Annotated in this window: 16 protein-coding genes; 9 read left to right on the top strand and 7 right to left on the bottom strand. The window is 43.7% G+C overall.

Translation table 11 applies throughout. The features are described 5' to 3' along the window. The first annotated feature begins 561 nt into the window (after positions 1 to 561). Both ACVBIL_RS08990 and ACVBIL_RS08985 read left to right on the top strand, forming a co-directional pair. Positions 562 to 1428 (top strand): TolB family protein, encoded by an 867-nt coding sequence (locus tag ACVBIL_RS08990; protein ID WP_447166640.1) that lies wholly within the window; start codon positions 562 to 564, stop codon positions 1426 to 1428. A 632-nt stretch (positions 1429 to 2060) separates the two neighbouring features. After that, the gene (locus ACVBIL_RS08985; protein ID WP_447166639.1) at positions 2061 to 3065 is read left to right on the top strand and encodes a glycosyltransferase; all 1005 of its coding nucleotides are present in this window, start codon (positions 2061 to 2063) and stop codon (positions 3063 to 3065) included. Positions 3066 to 3127: 62 nt separating this feature from the next. On the opposite strand, the gene ACVBIL_RS08980 is transcribed toward ACVBIL_RS08985, so the two are convergent. Continuing rightward, a complete protein-coding gene (locus ACVBIL_RS08980; protein ID WP_447166638.1) occupies positions 3128 to 3784 on the bottom strand; it encodes a thiol:disulfide interchange protein DsbA/DsbL in 657 nt (218 codons plus the stop codon). A 517-nt stretch (positions 3785 to 4301) separates the two neighbouring features. Between ACVBIL_RS08980 and ACVBIL_RS08975 the strand changes: the two genes are divergently transcribed. Next, a complete protein-coding gene (locus ACVBIL_RS08975) occupies positions 4302 to 5132 on the top strand; it encodes a hypothetical protein (RefSeq protein ID WP_447166637.1) in 831 nt (276 codons plus the stop codon). 15 nt (positions 5133 to 5147) lie between these two features. Here the strand turns inward: ACVBIL_RS08975 and ACVBIL_RS08970 are convergent, their stop codons facing one another. Both ACVBIL_RS08970 and ACVBIL_RS08965 read right to left on the bottom strand, forming a co-directional pair. Further along, positions 5148 to 5666, bottom strand: coding sequence for a hypothetical protein (locus ACVBIL_RS08970; RefSeq protein WP_447166636.1), 519 nt, complete (start codon positions 5664 to 5666; stop codon positions 5148 to 5150). Between the two features lie 48 nt (positions 5667 to 5714). After that, on the bottom strand, positions 5715 to 6467 hold the full coding sequence (locus ACVBIL_RS08965; protein WP_447166635.1) for a winged helix-turn-helix domain-containing protein: 753 nt from the start codon (positions 6465 to 6467) through the stop codon (positions 5715 to 5717). A gap of 456 nt (positions 6468 to 6923) precedes the next feature. On the opposite strand from ACVBIL_RS08965, the gene ACVBIL_RS08960 reads away from it, so the two are divergent. Continuing rightward, on the top strand, positions 6924 to 7745 hold the full coding sequence (locus ACVBIL_RS08960; protein WP_447166634.1) for a cytochrome C: 822 nt from the start codon (positions 6924 to 6926) through the stop codon (positions 7743 to 7745). Positions 7746 to 7755: 10 nt separating this feature from the next. After that, entirely contained in the window at positions 7756 to 8292 is a 537-nt protein-coding gene (locus ACVBIL_RS08955; protein WP_447166633.1) for a hypothetical protein, read from the top strand. Between the two features lie 163 nt (positions 8293 to 8455). On the opposite strand, the gene ACVBIL_RS08950 is transcribed toward ACVBIL_RS08955, so the two are convergent. Continuing rightward, complete coding sequence (locus tag ACVBIL_RS08950; protein WP_447166632.1) at positions 8456 to 9733, bottom strand: hypothetical protein; 1278 nt, start codon at positions 9731 to 9733, stop codon at positions 8456 to 8458. A 205-nt stretch (positions 9734 to 9938) separates the two neighbouring features. Beyond that, a complete protein-coding gene (locus tag ACVBIL_RS08945; protein ID WP_447166631.1) occupies positions 9939 to 10634 on the bottom strand; it encodes a 2OG-Fe(II) oxygenase family protein in 696 nt (231 codons plus the stop codon). 502 nt (positions 10635 to 11136) lie between these two features. Here ACVBIL_RS08945 and ACVBIL_RS08940 point away from each other — a divergent pair. The 4 genes from ACVBIL_RS08940 to ACVBIL_RS08925 all read left to right on the top strand — a co-directional run bounded on the left by ACVBIL_RS08940 (position 11137) and on the right by ACVBIL_RS08925 (position 15106). Continuing rightward, entirely contained in the window at positions 11137 to 12477 is a 1341-nt protein-coding gene (locus tag ACVBIL_RS08940) for a BamA/TamA family outer membrane protein (RefSeq protein ID WP_447166630.1), read from the top strand. A gap of 128 nt (positions 12478 to 12605) precedes the next feature. Further along, positions 12606 to 13205, top strand: coding sequence for a hypothetical protein (locus tag ACVBIL_RS08935; RefSeq protein ID WP_447166629.1), 600 nt, complete (start codon positions 12606 to 12608; stop codon positions 13203 to 13205). Positions 13206 to 13381: 176 nt separating this feature from the next. Further along, entirely contained in the window at positions 13382 to 14257 is an 876-nt protein-coding gene (locus ACVBIL_RS08930; RefSeq protein WP_447166628.1) for a 3'-5' exonuclease, read from the top strand. Positions 14258 to 14275: 18 nt separating this feature from the next. Beyond that, positions 14276 to 15106, top strand: coding sequence for a DUF3465 domain-containing protein (locus ACVBIL_RS08925; protein WP_447166627.1), 831 nt, complete (start codon positions 14276 to 14278; stop codon positions 15104 to 15106). Between the two features lie 70 nt (positions 15107 to 15176). Here the strand turns inward: ACVBIL_RS08925 and ACVBIL_RS08920 are convergent, their stop codons facing one another. Together ACVBIL_RS08920 and ACVBIL_RS08915 are read right to left on the bottom strand one after the other, a co-directional pair. Further along, complete coding sequence (locus ACVBIL_RS08920; RefSeq protein WP_447159459.1) at positions 15177 to 15386, bottom strand: ribosome alternative rescue factor ArfA; 210 nt, start codon at positions 15384 to 15386, stop codon at positions 15177 to 15179. Between the two features lie 177 nt (positions 15387 to 15563). Then, positions 15564 to 16685, bottom strand: a complete 1122-nt coding sequence (locus tag ACVBIL_RS08915; RefSeq protein WP_447166626.1) for a permease — start codon at positions 16683 to 16685, stop codon at positions 15564 to 15566. Positions 16686 to 16895: the final 210 nt, after the last annotated feature.

The raw sequence follows: 16895 nt of genomic DNA, 5'->3' as shown, positions 1-16895 counted from the left end.
TCACGGCCGTATCTACACCGGATAATTGGTGCACTAATTTGGGCTATAGCGGTTTGTTGTCTAACACGGAAATGCCTTAAAGTTGTTTAGTTAACGCATACAATATTGCGTCGGCATAACTCTATTTCAAAGCGGAAGTTTCACCACGAAGCGCTGCGCTTTCACGGAGACGCTTTCACGGAGAACGCGGAGGTAAAGCTAAAGATTGAACAGCTTAGGCTGTTGCCTTTCTTCGAGTCCTCGGTGTCCTTAGTGGTGAATTGCTTTTGCCCCAAAGCTTGCTACAGACTTAGTTTGTTTACGCCCTGCTTATTAGTTTTGCGATAATTCAGATAATGTGAAGCGCAAAATACAAGATCTGCCCCTGAATTGGTTTTCTCATACAAGCCTGTGACTCAGTATTTTTTTGTTACAGATACAGTATGGCTTTGGTGCAGAAAATTCACTATTTTGGACTTACTTATCACCCCTTTAGTCAATACTGAGGGCTAACACCTTACGGCAGTCATTCTGCCGCTAGACCCCTACAGTTAATGATTAATGGTCTGAAACGGAGTTCAAATGAAACGATTTTTTATCTCTATAGCGCTATTACTCCCATGTGTGTTGAGTAGCAGTAGTTTTGCTCAAAGCAACTTCCCTCTCTTAAAAGGGCCCTATATGGGGCAAAAAACTCCTGGTTTGCTCGCCCAGCCTTTTGCACCTGGTGTGATCTCCAAGGACGGATGGGAAATCGAAGGCGTCTTTGCACCCGGCATGAAAGAGTTCTACTACACAACCAGAGCGGCCGATGGCAAAAAAATAATAGTGATCGGATTTCGTCAACAAGACGACGTCTGGAAGAAATACTTACAGTTTCCCCGTAATGGCGAAGTGACCTTCTCCCCAGACGGCACACGCATGTATATGGCTGATGGCTATAAAGATCGGCTCAACGATGGTTGGAGCGAGCGTAATACCCTTGGACCTATGTTTGATAGGGAAGATCGGGGCATTATGCGCCTATCGGCTTCCGCCAAAGAAACCTATGTGCATGATGATTATAAAGGTGGCGATGTGCTGCGAATATCAACACTCGAAAATGGAAAGCGCACAGAGCCACAACTGATGAGTGACAATTTCAATACCGGAGAGTGGACGGCGCACCCTTTCATAGCACCAGATGAAAGTTACCTTATTTGGGACAGCGAGCGACCTGAAGGGTTTGGGGGTTCTGATCTCTATATCAGCTTCAGACAAGATGATGCTACTTGGGGCCCTGCTATTAACATGGGGGAAAGCGTCAACTCTGACAAATGGGATGCTTACGCAAGCGTAACGCCAGACGGTAAATACATCCTATTTAACAGAGGGATTGATGATAATGGCAATATTGATATCTATTGGGTAGATGCTCAAGTCATCGAAACGCTTAGACCTAAGAGCTAGGCATTAGCCTCTTATACATTGCGCATCATAACAAGCGTGGGTATGTAGGGGGCAGTGTAAACTTTATGTAATTACCATACATTTCCTAATCCCTGTAGTCTCTTTTAGAGCCTCAGCGCTAAAACATTTCTGTCAAAAAATGAGCTAACTTGCGTTGAACATGTTGGTAAGTATGACTTTTCCAAAGTCACTAATTTTACCACGAAGCGCTCCGCTTTCACGGAGGTCACGGAGAAAATCGTAGAGCAAAAGATCAAAATATTTGATGACGAGACTTTTGCCGCAGCTTTTGTTCTAGCTGTTGCTTTTCTTCGTGTAGCGTAGCGCTCCGTGTCCCAATAACATCCGTGTTTAACGGCCAGTTCGCTATCCCTAGCTCTCGCTTATTAGCACATGGCTTCGCCATATTCGCCGTGGTGAATAGCTGTGTCCCAAAATGAGTTAGAAGCTTCTTTAATCTTGTGTGATCACCAAGCGATTATGTCATATCTTAACTACCAACCGATTATGTTGACTTGCCAAATCAGCTTGAGTGCGCAGAGTAAAACAATGCTTTCAAATAAGTTGGTTTTTCTTTAACTTAACGAGTATGAAGTAAAAGGAACTTATCCAGCATTCTATAAGGACTCGCTTTGCGGCCAACCATCATCCACCTTATCGATGATAGTAAGCTTGGTGGCGTTAATCTCGCGCTAGAGAGTCTGGCCGCCTCAAGGTTGGCTCAGCATTTTTGTTTTCAGCTTATCTTTAGTCGATTCAATAAGCCGCAATTTAAACGTTATCAAGCCGATGTTATCGTGATTCATGGCGCGGTTAGCTGGCGTAAACTCCCTGCATTTTTTGCGCTGAAACTTGCCAATATTGGCACGCCAATCCTTTATCAAGAGCACCATTATAGTCAAGAATTTGCCCGTCACTGTGTTACGTCCCCTTGGCGTTTTCGCTTGATGCTTAGGCTAGGATATGGGCTTATGGATAAAGTGCTGTCTGTGTCTAACGCCCAGGCCGACTGGTTACAAGCGCTAGGCGTATTACCTAGCGATAAGCTGGCGCGAGTCGGGCAGGGGAAAGAGCTGAGCTCATTTATTTCACTGCCAGAAAAGCGTGTTAGTACGCCCGTTAGATTACTGGCCTACGGGCGTTTGAGTCAGCAAAAAGGTTTTGACTTGCTGATTAAGGCGATGGCCAAGCTGCCGCCTAACAGAGTAGAGCTGATATTAGCGGGAGAGGGAGAGCAAGGGCCCGAACTTGCAGCACTAGCAGCGCCTTTAGAACATGTTCATTTGGTTGGTGAGGTGCAAGATGTGCCTCAGTTTCTTAGCCGTGGCGATCTTGTCATTATCCCCTCACGTTGGGAGCCGTTTGGTCTAACCTGTTTGGAAGCCATTGCTGCGGGTAAAGGCGTTATCGCGGCCAATATTGATGGTTTAGGTGAGCAGTTAGCAGGTTTAGAGCGACAAGGGGGTTATCAGCTGATTAATGATCTAACCGTCGATGGCATTGAAAGCGCGATTAATCACGCAATAACAGAGCCGCTTAAGATCACGGCCTCTGAGCGTTTATCTAGGGTTCAAGCTTGGGAGTCGATGCTAGAGCGTTGGCAACAGCTGTTAGAAAATGTGCTTAACAACAAATGATATTTAAAAACAAAAAAGGCGCTAATTAGCGCCTTTTTCTATTTCTCAACACGAGTTTGAGATTACTTGTGCTCAAGTGCTAGGTAGTTCATTAGGTCGATTAGCTCGGCTAGTGTACGGATAGAACTCATGTTAACAGCATATTTGTCGTTGACGATGAATGCTGGAACGCTTTGTACTTGAAATTCACGTTGCTGAACACGCCATAAAGCCAACTTCTCGTTGGTTTCTTTACTGTCTGCCGCGGCATCGTATTGCTCTGCAGTTACGCCAAATTTAGCAAATACGGCTTTGATGTCGTCACGGCTTTGTAGCGGCTCGTCATGCTTATGGCCTGGTGCGCTGTGATCATGCTTCTCACCATTGTCGCCTTGGATAACTTTGAACATAGCGTCAGTTAATGGCTTTTGGTTATCTAATGTTTGGATAACGGCAAGAGAGCGCATCACTTCAGTGTTAATTTCGGTGTTGGCAAAATCAACGTGCTTGCTGTCAAAGGTAACTTGCTTGTTCAAGTTGGCTTTGATGTCTGCTAAGTACATCTTTTCCATGTTGAAACAGTTACCGCAGTAGAACGAGTAGAACTCTGTCAGTTTTGGCTCGCTGCTTGGTGCTTTATCTGAAACAACTGTGAAGTGTTTACCTTCAACAAATTGTGCGGCAAAGCTGCTCAGTGGAGCAACGGCAAGTGTTAACGCTAAAGCAATATGTTTAATCAAACTAGTGTCCTCTAGGTGACGTTTGTATAAGTAGTCAAGCGATAACGAATAATACAAATATTATTCATCCGTTACAGCAAATTACATTGTTGTTAAGAATAAAACCAGATGCTTAATTATGACTGAATTTGAATGCTAATACATGTTTTAGAGTGTGACGCATATAGTGATTTTAAGCGGAAACGGCAGTTTTCATTTTAAATTTTGCCAAGCTTCACAATCTTTGCGAAATTTTAGAAAAAGTTAACCTCCCAAGGGAACTTATTGCGCTTTTTATGCCATGTATATCGAAATGCAGGGTTTGGACTGCAGCGAGAAGCCGATTTCTTTAACGGTAATTAATAAGCTTTTAGATAATATCATGACTAATATTAAACAGATTATCTTATCTATTTATGTTAGTTTTTGACTAAGTTTAGAGCACTGCTTGGTTAGTTAATGGAATTGATTAATCAATAGCTTTCGATTAATCAATAGCTTCTATATAAAGTCTGAGTATGCCTTGGGGGAAAGGGATTTGAACAATCAACCGCACTTATTTATTGCAGCATTAGGTCTTGTGGCAGTCGGGCTAACAACCAATGCACAAGCGACAGACTGGCGCATTGCATTTGGTGGCCAAAATACCATTGTCGATCAGGCCGATTCTCATACACTTGGCGCACATGCAGGCTTTTATGTCGCGCATCAAACCGAATCAGAGCTGCTATGGCAAGGTGAGCTAGATATCTTTATCGATGATGATAAAGATAAGCTAGACCCCGACCATATTCCTATTTGGTTCCAAAGTGCCTTTTCTGTCGATGGAAATTTATTCCGATTTTCTGAGGTGATGAACTTACAGTGGCAAGTAACCTTAGATGGTAAGCGTAATACGGTTAGCTCGGTAGAGAAGCAGGCTAAACTCTTTCCGGGCATCGTAGCAAGGTTTGATAATGGCCGAGTTTATGCAGGTTTTGAAGTCGCAGCAGGTTATTACATGCTAGAGATTGACGATGATGTGCCAAGAGAGCGTGGCTATGATCGTGAAGATTTTCAAAATCAAACCGGCGCTTATTCAATAGCCTTCGATACTCTACTGCCCCTTGGTGATTCGTTTGATATCTACGCTGCGGCGCAAACCTGGAATGATGGCAGTGATTGGCTAGAAAACAAGTACACCGGTGTACTGAGCTATCATTCTGATGGCTGGATTGAGAATAGCGAAATAAAGCTGAGCGTCGAGCATACAGAATATAATCTTGACCCATTTGATAATCGCGACAAAACCTCGCCTGATTACTTGGCTATCTTGCCATGGGACAGAGACACCTTAGTTAGAATTTATGTGGATATGCCTTGGGGTTAACTCATTATTATTGATCTAGTTAACAATTCGACAGCCACAAACGGTATTGCTGGGCTGAAAAAGCACAACCGCAAAGTCTTTGTTCTCGTCACGCTCTAATACTTGAACACTCAGGTTGTGCATCCCTTTCTTATTTAGGTTTAGACTACTGACATAAGAGAGATATTTATAATGCTCGGGAGCTTGTTTGAGATCGGTATGGGGGAACTCTTGTTTGGTTTTGACTGAAATATCGTAATGCTGGTTATCAATATCAACTTGATTCACTTGCCCTTGCATCGAAACCGACCCCGCTGGGTTACCGTCTAGATCGAAGTAGCGATAATTGATTTGTGCTTGCCCCTCTTTGGAGAACAGATCGACTAGCAGGTAATGCTTGCTGTCTTGGTTCATCTCTTGTCGATGGAACAGTTCAGAGCTACAACTGAGCATAAAGCTAGGTTGCTTTGCTGTGAGTTGATAGATCACCGCGACGCAAGTCAGCAAAGCTAGCAAAATGATGATGTTTATCGCCCAGCGCCATGTTCGCGTCATACTCAACTCCTTGGGTTCTATCGCAATTATAGTTATTTGATTAAGCCGCTAGTCACAAATATCAACGTCTTGTAGCCATTGCTGATTGATAAACTGCTTAGGTTGGCGCAGATCACTAATCTTTAAATTTCGGATGATGGATTGACCAAAATGCTCACCTCGTAAGGTGATATTGAGTACTTGTTTGTCGTGAGATAAAGATAGATAAACATTCTTCCAACTAGTGAGCTTGCAGTGACTAAAGCTACTTTTCATCGTTTGACCAAGCTCGATTAGCAAACCATTGTTGGTTTTGGAATGGGCATACAAAATGATATGGACAGCTTGCCCTGAAATGGTTGTCACTTGACTGGCTTGCAGTGGTGTCGGGGCCGTTTTAGATAGGTTGGGAGATGCGTAAAATATCCAGCCACCACTAAAGAAGATCGCCAAGCAAAAAATTAATACAGCAATTCGTTTTCCCGAGAACAGTCGGTTACTTGAGCGAGATTCGTTGCCCTTTCTGCAACGATGGTGGCGTAACAGGTAGCCCTGGCCTTTGACCGTTTCTATGAGTGACTCATATTGTGGCCCCAAAAATGAGCGCAGCGTAAATACCGCTCGGGTTACAGAAGAGTCGCTAAGAGGGAGCTGCGTGCCATCACCCACTTTTAACAGTGGTTTAGCAACAACCTGGCCTTGATAGTCTATCAATAGGGTTAAGACTTGTAGCTCAGCTCTTGGCAGGTGCCAAATATTGCCGGTCTCCAAGTTGGTTAACTCTTCCTTTTCAATATCAAATCTGCAATGTCCCAATTGCATCTTCGCCACCTCACTAGAACTATCTATTAGTAGGAGTCTATGAAGTTAAACTAATGAAGTCTGTGATCCTGATGCTTATGTTGTTTAAAGCTGTCAAATTTGCGTCCTGCGTATAGGCTAGAGTTGTAAATTGAGAGGCTTATCACACTTATTCATACAATTCATTAACATCAATAAAGTGCTCAATATGCCACAAATAGACGTAAATAGTGTGTCGGATGTCAATAAATTACGTTTTTTGTGGTATGGGGTAGGCTGGTTGGGTGCGTACTATAGTGCAAATTGTCGAGTTCTCGAACTTATCGCTTCATCTGTTATAAATCACATTTTTATTTTCCTCATTTCTTACAGTTACTCCATCGAGTCGTTATCCAAAATTTGAACTCGTTGACTAATCGACATAGGCCCAGAGGCTTATAGACAAAATAAAATAATGATGGATATAGGGTGATTATTATGAGTATTGATAGACGTCAGGCGTTAACCAAAATTATCGGATTAAGCACTGCCGCTGCTGGTGCAGCATTAGTGGGGACTTCAGCTTTTGCCGCCACAGATGCAGACGGTAACTATCGCTTAGAGATCGGTGAACAGCTTAAGTATGTGCCGCTGGATGCAATGGCGACGGCAAAGCTAGCCTATGACACAGGTGGTGGCTGTATGCACCAAGTATTCCACTCGATTGTGACCATGTTGGCACAATCTACTAGTGTTGATGCTGATAAGTTTGCCTCGATCCCAACCGCGCTTGCGGGCTATGGCTGGGCAGGGATTGTGGGTCAAGGCACCATCTGCGGTAACTTAAACGCGGCGGGTATGTTAATCAACATTCTAGATGATATTAATGGCCAAAATAGCGCGATTATCGGCGCATCATTCCGCTATTACGAAACTGAAGATTTACCTCTTTCATCCGATGCATTTATTACTGGTATTGGCTCTACAGCAGAAAAGAGTCTAGAGGTGGGTAAAACATCTATTGCTAATAGCCCGCTGTGTCACTCTTCTATCAGTAATTGGTCCGCCGCTTCGGGTAAGCTGTTCGCTGAAAAAAGTGAGCGTTGTAAGCGTCTTTCGGCCAGTATGGCTTATCACATAGTCGAATTACTAAACCGTGCTCATGGTGGTGAAGATATCTCGTTGCTGCCTGAGGCGAAACCTTCAGCAGAGGCGCAAGCTTGTCAGTCATGTCATGGCGTAACAGAGACGATGGGCTCCGCTGCCAGCGTGAAGACCGATATGGAATGCACGACTTGTCATACGGGTCATTTTAATTAAGGAGTCAATTATGAAGGTCAAATTATTGAGCGCCTTATTGGCAAGCTCTGTGCTCCTTATGGGTTGCGGCAGCGATGATGACAATAATGATGTTACCGAGCCGCCAGTGGTTGTGCCACCGCCTGTTGCAGATGTTATTGATATTAGTGAAGCCACGAGTATCGAGATGAGTCTTGAGAGCTTTGATGGGGCAACTGGCGCAATCACGTTTAGCTTGAATGATGGAGACAATAAAGCCATTACTCAGGCCTCAAATTACGACATTTTTTATTTTGGTTACCCAGATCCTGCGTCACCATCGACTAAGCCAAAGGCGTGGAAACGCTGGCATGTGACTCAAGGCTATAAGTGTGACACTAGCACAGATGACGAGTGTGGCGGAGTTTTGACTGAAACGGCGACCAAGGGGCAATACACCTTTGATGCCACTGACTTAGATTTAGATTCTAAAGCGGCAGCTGGGGCGGTTGAGCTTTATAAAGTGGCTATTCAGATCCATGGCGCACAGGCAAGCAATGAGATAGAGCTGATTGCTGCTGAAGAATAATAGAGTTCAGTAAAGCACTCTTTTAATTTCAGGTACTGACTTAGATTAGTACGAGCACCCTGCCTAATTTCAATCTATGCAGAGGGGGAGTCTTCCCCTAGATTGAGTTAAGCTTTCAAAGCCGCAATGATTATATTGCGGCTCTTTTTCATTTTACTATTCGCTAATGCGTTAATTCTGGCTCATTGAGCGCGTGCTGTTTAAGCAGCTTGCGTTCCATAATGCTTGAGGCGATAAACATGGCTAAATAGCCACAACCTAGGGCTAAAATTACCGCGACGACGTTGTCGGTAAACAGCCTAAGTAGATAGAACATGATGAGTAGCGTTGCAACACCTAACAGACGGATCATTAAGCTCTGTAAAAATAAGCCATGTGCTTTGATATAGGCGACCTGAAAAGCGTTGAGCATCATAAAACCAAAAAACAGCGCGAAGTGCAGTAAAATAGGCGCTGCCTTAATGTAAGTCTCGGGGAAGATAAAGCCGACGATTTCATCACTAAACATCAATAATACAATTAATAAACCGACGCTAATTGTTAGACTAAGTTTAAAGAACCAGCGGCGGATCTGCTGAATTTGCTGATGTTGACCGCTGCGAAGACATTGAGCCAACTCAGGCAAAATATAGCGATAAACAGGGAAAACAAACAGCATTGTTAAATACGCAATCATCGGCCTGACAACCACCTGAAAATCACCGAGTTCGTCGATGGTGAAGTAGCCAATGGTCAGAAGCACCGTGATGTAAACCATCAAGATACTGGCGCCAACTTCGAGTGAGGACATCATGCTTTTTTTGACGAAATTACGCATCTCAGGATCGAGTTGTACCGGCGCTAAGGGCGGGGTGGCAATCTGCTTTCTACGTTGAATAAACATGTAAGCGGCTACAGCTAAGTTAGATAGCATTAAGCTGAAAAATAGCGAGGCGATTGGGGATTGTGCCAATAGATAGTAGCAAAGCAAAAATAGCAATATCTGCACCAGCGGCTCTATCCAGATAGTCTTATTGGCAATGTCATAGAGGCGGTACATACCAATTTGATTGGTAAAGTACACCTTAAAGCCCATACCCAGAATAATCCCCACCAACTGGATATATTCCACATCGATATTCAGTTGATGCTTGATATAGGGTAATACCAACCCCCAAGTAAATAACACCATGATAATCAGCGTGTAGCGGAAAATATTAGTGATGTCTCTATCGTTCTTGGTTTGAGAGAAGCTCACCACCATAGAAGTACGAAAGCCACTCAATAAGATTAGTGACATAGAGATGATATCAACGACGGTGTGATAAAGAGCTAAATCGCTCTTTGCAACCCATTGCGCTAACCAAATCTTAAAGGCTAAGCCTAGCGACATACTGGCAAGCGTTGCCCATATCGCGCTAATGAAGACCTGCTTAACTCGGTCGAAAGAAGACTCTGTCATGCTGTTGTGTTACTCAGTGGATGCTTGTTAACGGGTGTCAAATATTAACCATTAAAACAGGTTGTGCTAGAACTGTTGCCTAAAGCTGTGAAGTTGCGATTGTAAATGTTGGATGGGTAGGTTCGATGGGGCCTAGTGTTGTGCTTGAGTTCAAAACCAAAGAGCGGCTTAAAAACTCGTCGCAAAAATGGCAATGATGATTGTATTACCGCGTTCGGAACCAGCCTGTTATCGACAGGCGCTTTGATGGGCAGAAAGGTGCTAAATAAGTCACTGCATGGACATGACGAACATCGAATATGGTCATTGAGTTAAACTGAGGCATCCAAGCATCGCGAGGAGTGCCATCATCGTCATAAAATTGCAGTAACCCTCCCCAGTCTGGGTGCCAGTTAGGCGTGAACCCTAATACAAATGCAAGTACTCGTCCTTCTTGTTCTACCACATCTTTATGCCTAGTTAAAAAGTTACCCTGTGTGTATTGGGTTCCTTGAGCGCTAGCAAGTTTGATATCGGCTCTATCTGACATGAATCTAATTTTTTCTAATAACTCCTCTGAGTTTAAATAGCGTTTAATCTTGCTAAGAAGAGTGGGGCTATCTGGCGACACTAAATGACGGCCATACCAAAAACCAATACCTTGAGATGCATCTTTATATAAGTTTTTAAAAAGCGCTTTTTGATCTGAGCTAGGCATTGTTCTTAGCATTTCGTTTGAAGATACTGTTGGTTTTCCTGTTTGAGTATAGGCGTGAGAAAACTCAGTCTCTTGAGCTAAGCAGTGGCTAATTTCTTGAGCATCTTCAGGCAACCATATGTTGTTTATTTTTATTCGATTATCTTTGCAATATTCGTTTTTTATCAAATCCCAATTGAGATCTGCAGAGAATGATTTACTCAAAAAAAGCCTCCAACATATAACGCATTATCTACACGTTTTACTAGATTAAACATATCTGCAGATTCGAGCCACAGAAACAATTCTCAGAATATATCAGATGTTACGTTATTGTTTCGATGTTATTTCGGCATTGCTCTGCTGTTTTTGAAGGGGCTGCTACGGTTTAATTGGATACTGTTTAAAGAGGAGGGGGGCTCTTGCCCCAAATGATGCGCTGAAGCGCAGTTACTTGAGCTGAGTATGAGCAGAGTTAAAGCGATTTCAGCTTGTGGGATTTTAAGCGGCAATTTATTGTCGAGTCACCCCATTAATCCTGTTGTGTTTTTGTTATAGCTTTTGAGGTGGCTTTTGCTGTAGCTTTTAGTGAGTCTAATTGCAGATATTAGATTTCAGCAACTCTGTTACTTGCCTATCGGGTCGGCAGTAATCGCGGGCGGTGATTGAAAATGATAGGGCTCTTTATTGAGTTCCGGGATTGAGTGGGTATTGTAAAGGAGTGAAGATGCTTAAACAGAACGTGAAACAGATCTGTAAATGGATTAGTCACGCTTTAGGTTTTGCCTGTTTATTGCTATCCCAGTTTAGCTATTCTGCCCCTGCAGCAAATGTGAAAACCACTATTGATAGGGCTGAAACGCCCGATAACGTCAAAGAAAAATTGATCTTACCTTATCTGTTTAGTACTGATTCTATGGGATTAAACATAGGCCTAGGGGGAATGCTTAGTGGTTATTTTCAAGATCAAATGACTATTGGTGGAACCGTATTTGGCGGTGAGGTGAGCCGAGGTGCTAGCATCGGGGTATGGAACTTTAAGCTTCCCAAGACCGAACGTTTTTTTATGAGTACTTATGGCTTTTTAGGTTACTACCCAGACCAAAGAGCCTATACGGGAGGCGCGCTCGAGTTTATCCCGTCGGGTATTCCACTACCAGGAAGTAATGACTCAAGTAACTTGCAGTACTTAGAAGCCAATGGCTCCTCAAATTGGTTTGATATTAAACTTGAATATGCCTTGCCTATCGGCGCGACCAAAGAGAAGGGGCGAGTTGAATATAAGCTAGCCAGAGGCTTGCTCGTCTCTGAGCCTAGCGGCGGTCGTGAGTGGAATCCCCTTGAAAGTGGCGCGACAGTTATGGCGCTGCGCCAGTTTAATCGCTATCAAAGTTTTGAGTTTGAAGATGAGTCACTCGACGGCTCCATTCATGCCATTGAACTTGGGATCTTATATGACAACACAGATCTGTCTTTCAATCCGAGTTATGGCAGTAGCCAGTACTTCTCAATATCATATGATGGAGGTTGGTTAGAGTCTAATGATGAGTGGACCTTCATTAATCTCGATATGAGCAAGTATTTCTCTTTGGGCGAGTCAGACTGGGCCAGCCAGCGTATATTGGCGTTAAACTTCTGGACGGGCTACTCACCTTCCTGGGAGCTTGAATATGACGAGCAAGGTGGCCGTAGAATAACCAATGCAGCGCCTTATAATGAAGGGGCAACCTTGGGTGGCTTTTATCGTATGCGAGGTTTCGATCAAAACCGCTTCCATGATAAAGCCTCCATCTATACCAGTGCAGAATACCGTTACACCTTGAAGGCTAATCCAATCGAAGATATAAACTGGTTAAGATTTTTACGCTTAGACTGGTTTCAGCTGGTGGGATTTGCTGAAGCGGGTCGAGTCGCGCCACAGTATAGTGCCAGCGAATTGCTAACGGACTTGAAGTTTGACTACGGCGTGTCGCTGCGAGCCTTAACTGCTGGGATCGTTATTCGGTTTGATATTGCACACTCCGATGAAGCGACAAATGCTTGGGTGATGGTCGACCATCCATTTTAAGCTTTCAACTTGTGTGTTTTATCTACTAGGATATTGATAAAAAATATAAAACTTAGCTACTCTTAGCGCTGCGCTTTATAATGATACCCGCATAAAGTTACCATCTTGAACGTCCCCTCGGAGAGCTAATGGCGCTATGTTTAAATGTGTTTGCATTACCCAATGAGCACATTCAATTTTTAAAGTATTACCCACAAACATTAGAAGCCTATTTAATGGGGCAGGCGCCAGATATCGATGCGGGGCTTGCGAGTAAGCCATCATCCATACTGGCTAAGCTGGTGATGCTCATGAGTGGCAAAAAGTCACCGGCACAACCGCAAGATTGGCCCAATAAAGAAGTCTCTATGATAGGGCCGAATGTAAACCATCGTAACGTAGACCTTTATCATTATGTTCTCAATGACACAGAAGCTCGGGTAAAGGGGGCGGGGAGCCTATTTCAAACTTGGCTGGATATAACGCACCACGATGCGATAAAGATGGACAGCGAAAATGAGTCATTTGCATTTGAAAGTCATCGCTTACCAGTGTTGGTGTCACTGCTATCAAAACTTGATGAGCATAGTGTTAGAGCCCGGTTCGATGCTTGGCTTGCGATACATAACCCCGATTACATTGTGCAACAACCTGAGTATCAAGAGATGATTCAGGGGTTTGAGCGCTTTAAGGGGCAGGTTATTGAGGCCAATAAGCAAGGCTTTGGCCTGATGTGGGTGACTCAATAATACTTGCCGAAAGTGGCCGCAGCATTTGACTTTGGCGACATTGACTATGTCAGATGAACCGTATGGCTGACGACGTAGCATGAAGCCTGCAATTGGCTTGTGCACCATGAATGGCTCAATAAGAGCCTTTTTACCAATCACTTATTTAGTACGATTGGTATTGATAGAGTAATTTTATGAGTTTATTTAAGTTTGGTTTAGCGGCAGATAAGTCCGCTACTATTCGCCGAGAGCTTGGCAAAGAGGCAGCGGCATATTTTGAGGCCATGCAGGCTGCTGAAGAGGCTTTTTTTGACTCTATTATCAAAACAGAGAATAGATTAAAGCTTGATTGGCTACAGCTGCGTACCCGCTTAATTACTCGAGTCGATGATAGTGAGTTGTCTAGGTTAACAGATTTCAATGTTGAGCAGATCCAGAATGTGTCAGCAGAGCAAAATGGCCAAAAAAGGCTGATCTCGGTTGTCACGTTAGATTCGTTACAAGCGGTAATCGCTGATATTGAAACACAATCTTGGCTAGGCTTTGATACCGAAACCGCGGCTACCTTTGAGAAGGGGCGGCGCAACACTAACCCCATCTCATTAATTCAAATTGCAACCACAACACATTGCTATCTGTTTCGAATGCAGGCGATAAATATTGAGCCATTTAAGGCGGCGCTTACTCCGGTATTGAGCAATGAAAATCAGCTTAAAATTGGGATTGGGCTGAGACATGATATCAATGCGATGAAGCGAGATTTTGATATCAGTATTGCGGCGATACTGGACTTAAATTGGCTGATGAATCAACTCGGTGCGGCCAAACAACTTGGCACACAGCAAACTGCGGCTACGGTTTTGGCGCTGAAGTTGCCTAAAAGTAAAAAGGTCACATTATCCAATTGGGCTAAACCACTAACAGAACCCTTGAGTGAGCTACAGCTGCAATATGCGGCGGCAGATACTTTTGTGGCATTAGATATTTTACATGCAATAAAAGCTCAAATAGCAGCTTATCAAACACTGTGGCCTAAATCGCTAGTACAGCGATTAGCCGACTTAGCGTGAGCGTAAAAGAGAGAGACGATGATATATAAAGGTCAATTGGTACGATGGAACGATACGAAAGGGTTTGGTTTTATTCGGATTGAGCAGGCTGATGGTATTGACCAATCTGCTAGCGCCAATGATGAAGTGTTTGTCCATGTGTCGGCCTTAGGTATGATCCCACGTCGGCCATTGGTTGGGGATACCCTGTTTTTTCAAGTTCTGACACAAAAAGATGGTAAGCAAAGGGCGGTAGAGGCACTGATTGAGGGGCTAACTCAGACAATGCCTCAGACTCAGACTATGGAGCAGGCTGTTAACCAGTTTGTTAATCACTCTGCTAACAAGACGTCGCACAAAAACACCTCGCAATCGCAGCATCGAAAGTCTGTAAATGGTGTCTTATATCGTATTGGTATTATGCTGGTGGTGCTGGCTATTGCTAGCTTTGCCTATAACCGTGTATTTACCGGAACGGCGAGCTTACAAGGGGCGACTCCTGCGGGGTTCGCTGGGCCGAGTTCGGGTGAGCAAGAGAGTCGTACTGTATTACAGCGCGCATTTGAACAAGGACAGAGTAACCTTCAGGTTCAAAGCTCAGGCGTGGTGAGTAAGGTATTGGCTGATGATAATAAAGGTAGTCGCCATCAACGATTTATTCTGCGCTTGCCCCACGGTCAGACGGTTTTGGTTGCGCATAATATTGATTTAGCCCCGCGAATTGCGGATCTGAATATGGGAGATTCAGTTGAGTTTTACGGTGAGTATGAGTGGAATGATCGCGGTGGCGTAGTGCACTGGACCCATCATGATCCAAGAGGGCGTCATATTGGTGGTTGGCTTAAGCATAATGGCCGTACTTATCAATAGACTATTATCAATAGACTATTATCAATAGCTTAGCTATGTTGACTTAGCTGTGAAGCGGTGACTCTTGTCGTTAATGTAGTGCCAGATAGTCAAAAGGGGCAAAGCCCTTCAGCTTTTGCCCCTTCTGTTGTTTGCGGTTGTAAGACCCTTTGCCTTTCTTTGGTTTTTCAGTACGTGTTCTAAATAATGAGCTGGTGACTATGGCCTTTAAAGCGTTGTCTTTTATTACGCCGCGACCACTTTCGTGTTCGGTATGCGTTTGTTGGTGATGTTTTGCCATCATATTCTCCAATGGGTTAATTGAATCGATAAAAAGCACCGTGCGAACAAACTTACGCTATTGCTAAATTTGTCGCCACGGTGCGATTATACGCTGTTTTTTACTGACGGCGAACATTTATTGTTCACTTTTTAAGCGGCTCAGTCACTATGGCTCTGAGCTACTGAGCATTAAGCATTAAAAGATTAGCGTGTATAGGTAACCAGCAGCTATTGCCATACCTAAGATAACCACTAAGAATGCCGCTATCATTTGGTTCTTAAAGATAGATTTAAGCAAAATTACTTCAGTTAAACTTGCGCCTGCACTACCAATAATCAGTGCCATCACTGAACCTAGCGCCATGCCTTTAGCCACTAACGCCGAGCTTAATGGGATCACCGCTTCTGCACGAATGTAGAGAGGGATACCAATAACAGCAGCAATTGGAATAGCATACCAAGTACCTTCACCAGCGTACTGAGCAATTAAATCAGTGGGAATAAATCCGTAGATCAATGAGCCCACTAAAATACCTATCATCAAATAAGGCAGCACCTGCTTGAAGTCTTTCCAAGTCGTGCGCCATACGCGCATCCAACGACTATCTTCTTTCACTGCAGGCGCGTCACAACAGGCGCTTACTTCAGCTTGTGTAGAGCTGCTACTCGTTGCAAGTGCGGGATCTGAACAGCAACTCGTTTGCGCAATTGGCTCAACTTTTTTAGGCTCAGAGCAACAATTGGCTTGGGCGACTGGCTTTGCCTCTTCTTTAGGTGCAGAGCAGCAACTAGCCTCAACAACTTTTGCACTTTCTTTAGGTGCATCACCACAGCTAGTGCCACAACTTGAGGTTCCAGCAGCTTCATAGGCTTCAGGCTTAACGTAACGCTCAAAGCCAAGTTTCTCGAGCACGTAACCAGCTGTTACAGACACAGTCATGGCAACGACGAAGTAAAACAACGCCACTTTAAAGCCAAAGGTCACGATAAATAGACCTATGATAATCGGGTTCAATAATGGGCTAGAGAACAGGAATACCATCATAGGGCCAAAGCCTGCTTTTGCTCTTAATAACCCTTTTAAGAAAGGGATTGTTGAGCATGAGCAAAACGGGGTAATCGAGCCTAGCAAGGCTGCAATAATGTAGCCCTTACCTTTCTTCGAACTCAAAATGGATTGAATTTTCTCTGGTGGAATGTACTCTTGCAACAATCCCACGATATAACTAATCGCGATGAATAGCAGGGTTAGTTCTGCCGCAAGGAATAGAAACATTCCGGCAGTGTCTTTTGCCATAGCAATAATTTCAGGACTCATAATCTTTACCTTAAAGTCTTTTGTTATTTCCGGAATTACCGAAATAATAAGTTGGAAGGATAATAGTCCGATGAAAAAATTAGTCAATAATTATTTCGGTAAAAATCGAAATAAACTCCATGCATCAATCATGTTAAGCAGAAGTTCGCGTGATATGAGTCTAAAGCCTTGTTATGTTTTTCGCTTGCCTTGTCGCAGTAGTGGATATTC

It is taken from the genome of Shewanella sp. 125m-7 (genome assembly GCF_052977045.1).
This window is presented reverse-complemented; position numbering and strand designations above follow the sequence as displayed.